Here is a 7253-nt window from a genome sequence, read left to right as displayed (position 1 = left end):
CTCAGCTCTTGAAACACCTTCTAAATTATTTGGTTGACAAGAGCGAAAATTTTACCCTTGTTGTATGTCTTGCGTTCCTGCCTTTTCTATCTCATCAGGAAGTGTAAAGAAGCCTATAATTTCAAAAATTTCACCTACAAACATCACAAGTGCCCCTATACCAAAAACTATCAAAAGTATTGCACCAATAAATAAAAGTAATCCCGCAGTTTTAAAATTCTCATTAGAGAGACTCTCGCCAATTAAGTCGAAACTTTTCTTCACATAATAGTAAGACACAACTATAAGCACATAAAATGCAAAAAGCAAAAATACTGCAGTAGCCCCAAGGCCTCGCAATGCACCCATAAAACCCATACCAAGGCCTGTAAATAACGCTAACCCGCCTACAACAGCAAAGAGTATAAGGACTATATATCCAATAATCTGAAGGATAAATCCAGTAAGGTAGTTTGAGAATATTTCATGATTTCCGACCTTGTTTGAAATTTCATTTAATGCCATAAGGATAAGCACAATAGATGTAATGGACAGTATAAAAGACAATCCATAAACCCTTTTTAGGAAAAGAGAACCCACAAGCGGAAGAATTGCTCCAATTCCACCCATTAACTTCGCATTTCTTAAATCAACTTTTTCCATTTTGTTCCTCCTTTTAAAAGTTTTACTATATATTATCCAAAAATTTCGAAATTATATCTTTATAGACTTGAGAGTCTACATTCGTCTCTTCGATAAGAAGTGAAGCGCTAACATTTTTCCCAATAACTTTAGAGAGTTTGTTAATAACGGGCCTGTTTTTTCCACCAAGGCCGCATGAAGAAACAAAAACAATTTCCTTGTCCTTAATGGCATCTTTATTCCTCGTAAGAAATGTACGCATTGGTGCGGGAATATTAAAAGCCCAAATTGGTGTCACAATGAAAACCCTCTCATAATCTTTAAAGTCAAATGTCTTTGGTTCAATTTCGACAGATGCGTGAACAAGAGAATAAAAAGAATCCCTGAGGAAATTTCTCTTCAATTTGTCTTTGACCTCGATAACATCACATTCAAGGCACTCCCTAATTGCTTCTGCTACCTTTTTGTTCTTGCCCGTCCCAGTAAAATAAACAACAATGTCTTTCACTCAAGCCTCCTTTTTATTTAATTCTTCTAAACGCACAACCTGTATTGGATAAACAATAGAAATGCCTTCCTTGCGTAAGTTTTCAAGAATTGCAATGTTTACGGCTTCCTGCAATCGCATAAAGTTGTTGTAATCGATCTCATTAATATAGTATGCAAGTGTATAGTTTACACTGTATGCACCAAAATTAGAGAGCCTTGCAAAAGCAAATGTAGTCTTCTCAACGCTTTCGACTGCCTTCTTCAATAAATCACTTATCCTTTCGAGTTTTTCCTTTTCTGTTTCAAGTGCAACAGCAATATTAACCTGCACTCTTCTGGTTGTTAATCTTGACCAATTTCGTATAACCTGAGATGTAATGAGAGAATTTGGGATATTAATTTCCTCTCCTGATAAACTCACCAATCTTGTACTTCTTATGCCAATTTTAGAAACTGTCCCCTGCGCATCGCCCATAACTATAAACTCACCTTCAACAAAAGGCTTATCAAAAATTATTGCAAAATAGTTAAGAATGTCCTGTAATATCCTTTGTAATCCAAGCCCAACAATCAGTCCACCAACACCGAATGTGGTAAGGATCGATGTTATATCAAAGGTAGGAATAAAGTTTTTAATAATGAAAACGACACCAAGCAGGACAATTATTATTTTAATCGAAAGCATCAATATGCGCATTGCTTTCTTTTGGTCATCTTGAAGTTTTGAAGAAATGAGGATTTCAGAATAAAGGAAATCAATCACTGCGGTTAGTAGATAGATTATCAATATCGCAACAAACCCTCTTTCAATTGAGTGAAGAATGCCTCTAAAATCTTGCAAATTCAACTGTTCAAGGCTTATTAAAAATGCAAAGATGTAAAGAAGAGGGCTTACACGCCTTATGAGGAATTGAGTAAGCCTTAAACCTACATTGTCTTTCTTGTCTTTTATCTTATCAATAATCCGTTTAAAAATCTTGTTAACAACAAAAATAACAATAGAAATCAAGGCAAAAATAAGTATTGAAATAAGATATCTCAAAATCGAGTTTCCTAAAAAATTTGTCTCAAGCAACCTTTTAATAAAACTCATTTTTCACCTCTATGGATTTTTGCTCAGGTTTTCTATCTCAACTATCAATTCCTCAACCGCCTTTAACTCTTCTCCTGCTTTTGCATAGTCACCCTGTGCAACATATTTCTTATAGTTCTCGAAATGCATCTTTGCTAATTCAACTAATTCCTTTATATTCCCTTCGGTTGGTTTTGGTGTTTCTGTTGTAGCCTCTCCAAGAAGTAAATTAAGTGCATCTTCAAAAGTGTCGCCCCAAACAAGTTTGTCCTGTGTCGATAGGACGATCTTCTTAATTTGAGGGAATTTTGCAGTATTAGCCTGCAAATAGATAGGCTCAAAGTATATTATGGAAGTATCAATAGGTATCGTAAGAAGGTTCCCTCTTATTACTTCTGATCCTTGCTGGTTCCAGAGTGTAAGAACCTTAGAAATCTCTGAATCCTGGTCTATCCTTGCTTCGATTTGTAGAGGTCCATAAACAAGTCTATCTTTTGGAAAACGTAGGAGATTTAGGTCCCCAAAATTGTCTTTTGCGCAATCAGCAATCATAAGAGCAACAAGATTATTCTTTCCAAGTGGTGTGAATGCATAGATGTTTGCAAAAGTGTAGTTTCCTTTTTTATCCTTCACAATTGCATAGTAAGGGATTACTTCTTGCGTCTGTGCATAGTATTTTTCCTTTGCAATGTCCCATGCATCCTCTTTGTTGTAGAAAACTTCAGGGTCGGTCATATGATAAGTTAGATAAACATATCCCTGAATTTTCATTAAGTCATCGGGATAGCGCATATGGGATTTTAAGAATTCAGGCATATCATTGAAACTATGAAGAAGCGTTGGAAATGCCTTAGAAAGGGTTTTAGCAATTGGATCACTCTCGTCTACAATATAGAAATTCACATCACCAGTATAAGCATCAACCACGCATTTTACTGAATTTCTTATGTAATTGAGATATGAATCATAAGCATAAACAGGTTCTGAGTAGGGATAGAAATTAGAAATAGTGTAGGCATCGATAATCCAATAAAGTTTTCCATCTGTTCCAAGAACGATATAAGGATCGGAGTCAAATTTCAAATATGGGGCAATCTTTGAGACCCTTTCTTGAATGTTTCTCACATAGAGAAGCCTACTTTGAGAATTAATATAGCGTGAGAACAGGAAATTAACATCGTTAAAATTAATAGCATAAAGGAATCTATTTAAAGGAGTCATCTTTATGCCTTTGTCGCTTTTGTATTTCGAATAAACATTTTCCTCTCCTTTTGGATAATCAAACTCATCCGTTGCCGTATTTACAATAATGTAGTTGTTTGTTAGTTCTCCAAAGTATATTTCGGGTCGCACTACATTTAGCTCAGGGACAGTAGATACAGGTGGGATATCTTTTATAAGAAGGTTCGGCAAACCTTCCTGTGTAAATTCGTTAACTGTGTTCATACATATACCATATCCGTGAGTAAACTTGAGATGAAGATTTACCCATGTTTTTGAGGTTTCAGGAAGCAGTTTTTGGTCGAGTTCTCTTGCGGAAACAAGTACTTCTCTAAGAGAATTACTTATGGTGTATCTATCAACATCTACATCGTTAAACGCATAGTAGAGTCTTATTGACTGGATTTGCTGATATGTATCCTTAAGCGCTCGCCAATCCCAGAATCTAAAGTTATCAACAATTGTCTTGTTATTGTTCAACAGTTCTCTTGTGATAGGTTTGAGGTCTCTAATCTCTGAAACAACAACCTTATCAAGATTAAAGCCCTGAAGAGTTCCATTTATGTTATAAGCAAGAAACTGTTTCTCCCGCTGAAGTTCTGTGGGCTGGACAACGAGCGCCTGAAATACATTCGGGACAACAAGATAAAATAAAACTACCACTACAGCACTTGCTATAAGGATTCTAAAAACTGGTCCCCTTTGTGTGAAGCGAGGAATGAAAGCATAAATAATAAGAACAACACCTGCAATAATCAAAAGAAGCGAGATGATTTTAAAAAGCGGGACCCTCAAATAGTAATCTGTATAGCCTATACCAAAAACAGCACCACTTTTTTGCAGGAGTAGAGTATATATACTGAAGTAAACCTTAAAAGAAACAGCGAAAAGTATAAGCGACACAAGCACAGACAAAAGATTGGTTGCATGAAGATTAACTCTTGAGTTTTTTGAGAAATTAGGGCGTATGTAAAGGATATAAACAAATTCTTCAACTAAGAATGCCGTAACAAATATCGAAATAAGCGTTGAAAGTAACACACTCAAAAACGGGTATGTAAAAAGATAGAAACTTATGTCCTTGTGAAAAATCGGGTCAGTAATGTTTGCGGGTGTCCTATAAACGAACATCAAAACCTTCTCAAACTGTGAGGATAAAGCCGAACCTGTAAAAATTGCAAGTACAAGAGGTACTGCAAAGCGAACGATGTTTATAACTTTTTCTCCAATCTCAAGTTCTTCGTGCCTCTCAGGGACATAGAAGGAAATAAAATAAAGGAAAAATGAAACCGTAAAACCAACAAGAAAAAGTAATATTTGAACAACAATTCTTTTCAGGAACACGCTTTCGAAATTCACACTCTTAAACCAAAGAAAGTTTGTAAGAAAATTTGTAGAAGAAATAAAAATAGTAACAACTACAAATCCTACAATAAGAATTACAAACTCCTTTTTTACAAGACGAAACGGCGGATTTCTCATTTTTAATTTACTACTCTTTATAATCAAAGGCAGCGCGAAAACGACATAAAGCAAAAGTATAATTAGCCCAATCATAATCTCCTCCTGTATCAATTATACATTTATTTGGGAAATTAAAAAAGCCCGTAGCAAAGTTGCTACGGGCAAATTATTGTGAATGCTAAAGCAAAACTAATCAAGAATTTCCTGGTAACTTACGAGGTCTTTCTTTGAACTCATCTTCTCAACTGCATCAAGAAGTAGTAATCCTTGTTCGTTAATGCTTGTTTCGCCAATGAAGCCTGCTGCTCTTGCAAGTTCAAGTGCATCCTGGAATGCTTCCTTGGAAAGACCGGAGATTTTTAATGCCTCTTTTATATTCTTTGGAAGAATTCTTACCTTTCTCTCCTTAACATACAGTGTTCCAACTTCTCTTAACGCCATTAATACCCTTACCAAAAGTGGGTTTACCGGGAATCCAAGTCCTGTTGGAACTCCTGAAAGCGCTTTATCCATCAAGACACCTGCTTCAGTTTCAATAACATTGCCGTCGGGGAGGATTTCGATAAGGTGACGCGCTTCGAGTTTTTCAAGAGCAAACCTAATTCTATCTTCCTCGTATCTATCCTTCAATTTGTTGACTACTTCCTCAACCGTTACGCCTTTTTCAGGAATGAGTGAGAATACTTCTCTTTCAAACTTTGTAAGCAAAGGCAATCTTTCGATATGTTCTGCAAGATTTGCAAAGAAATATCCATTCTTTGTGGGCTCAAAACTCCCTACAAGGCCTTCTTCTTTTGCCTTGTTAAACCATTCAATATTAGGTGAACTGAATGTCTTCCTCGTAATGGTAATTGCCTTTACTGAATCTGAGCTTACTTCTTCAACTTTACGTTCAAGCACTTTTTCGCCCCATTCAGTTATTTCGAACACTTCTTTACCCTCATCGTCAACAGTGCTTCGGATGAGTTGGAAGCCTTCCATTGAGTGCAAGTCCGCTCTTAAATCAAAGTATCCCTCATACCATGAAGCAAGGTCTTTTGCATCCTCAAATGCCTTTGCTATCTCCTGGTACTTTTTAGGCATTTCTTTAATCTTTCTTCCATAACGCTCAAGAAGGTCTTTATACTGGGCAATTCTTCTATCAATCATCTCTTTCTTGAGATTTTCAAGAGTAGGTCGCTCGTGTTTATTTATTTTTGCTTTTTCCCAGAGTGCCTTTATCGCACGAAGTGCCATCATTTCGCCCTCTTCAATGTCAAAAGACCAGATCTCTTTTCTTGGTCCATCTTTAACGAGTCTGTAAACTTCTAAAGCCCACTCTCCTGCAGGAAGAAGGTTGCCATCGCTATCAATGTAGCCAAGAGACTGCAAAGTTTCAAGGGCAATATCCGTAATTTTCTTCTCATCATACCAATCAGCAATTGCCCTCAAAATATCAAGAGAAAGAACAGTCCCTTCACCAAACCCGCCCAATGTTAGTGTTTTCTTGACTGCCTGTCCCAAAGCGGTAAAAGCAAACACCTCACCATTGGGTACTGAGTAAGCAATTAGTCTCATAGACTCAAGCAATTTAGAATTTGGCACTGAGAGTTTAACTTCTGATGATGGTGCAGGTCCTACAGGCAAACCCCTTATAACATTTGCAAGGTCAGAGTCAATTATTAACTGTGGTGATACTGCGTAAATTTCAAGGATTGCTTTACCTTGTTCGCTTAAGGTGTAAAACTCTTTTTTTGTTTCCTTATCTTTTACTTTTACTGCAAGACCTCTTTCCATAAGGGGCTTTATACCAAGAGGACCAACATTATCCGCCCTGTATGCTGCATCAAGCATTGCAATGATTTCACTTCCAATAAATCTAAATTCTGGATCCCACTCTTCTGGCTTTGAAAGTCCTCTCTTTTCTAGAATGACTATGTTCGAGGTTGTTGCATTTTCGTCCTCTGATGTAACCTGTGGACCAAGAGAGTAAAGTTCCCTAAGTACATTTGCAAGCCCTCTTCCCGTATATGTTAAAACTAATTTTACGGGAGTTTCAAAACGGATTAAACCCATAAGGTCAAGCTCATGTACTGTGTCGCTATTCAACTGTGAGAGATCTGTTGCAAGAAGTCCTGCATCTTCATTTGCAAGCATTTTTTCAAGGATAATTGCATGTTCCTTCCTAATTACCATAGTTTCACCTCCTTGTAGAATAAATTTTTATACTTTCTAAGTTATTATATCAAAAATCTATAACAAAATCAATACTTCTTTATCTTAATCCATAGATTCCTTATACTTTTTAGTTTTGACGAAAATTTTTATTGTTAAATTACTTGACAAACATAAAAATGGTCATAAAATTTTTATGGAGGCAAAAAACTATTAGAAAGGAGATGGAGAA

At 36.3% G+C, this 7253-nt stretch carries 5 protein-coding genes; all 5 read right to left on the bottom strand.

Features of this window, described 5'->3' with window-relative positions:
- Window positions 1–51 precede the first annotated feature (51 nt).
- Window positions 52–642: a DUF996 domain-containing protein gene (locus tag JHC30_06705; GenBank protein ID MCI4463840.1), complete on the bottom strand. Its 591-nt coding sequence runs from the start codon at window positions 640–642 to the stop codon at window positions 52–54.
- 25 nt (window positions 643–667) lie between these two features.
- The gene (locus JHC30_06700) at window positions 668–1129 is read right to left on the bottom strand and encodes a hypothetical protein (protein ID MCI4463839.1); all 462 of its coding nucleotides are present in this window, start codon (window positions 1127–1129) and stop codon (window positions 668–670) included.
- The gene (locus JHC30_06695) at window positions 1130–2203 is read right to left on the bottom strand and encodes a mechanosensitive ion channel (GenBank protein ID MCI4463838.1); all 1074 of its coding nucleotides are present in this window, start codon (window positions 2201–2203) and stop codon (window positions 1130–1132) included. It lies immediately after the preceding gene.
- Between the two features lie 9 nt (window positions 2204–2212).
- A complete protein-coding gene (locus JHC30_06690; protein MCI4463837.1) occupies window positions 2213–4960 on the bottom strand; it encodes a UPF0182 family protein in 2748 nt (915 codons plus the stop codon).
- Between the two features lie 96 nt (window positions 4961–5056).
- Window positions 5057–7042 (bottom strand): DUF505 domain-containing protein, encoded by a 1986-nt coding sequence (locus tag JHC30_06685; GenBank protein MCI4463836.1) that lies wholly within the window; start codon window positions 7040–7042, stop codon window positions 5057–5059.
- Between the last annotated feature and the right edge of the window lie 211 nt (window positions 7043–7253).

The sequence above is a fragment of the Caldisericum sp. genome, from assembly GCA_022759145.1.
Taxonomy (GTDB): Bacteria; Caldisericota; Caldisericia; order Caldisericales; family Caldisericaceae; genus Caldisericum.
The sequence above is the reverse complement of the archived record's forward strand: the minus strand, read 5'-3'. Positions and strand labels throughout refer to the sequence as shown.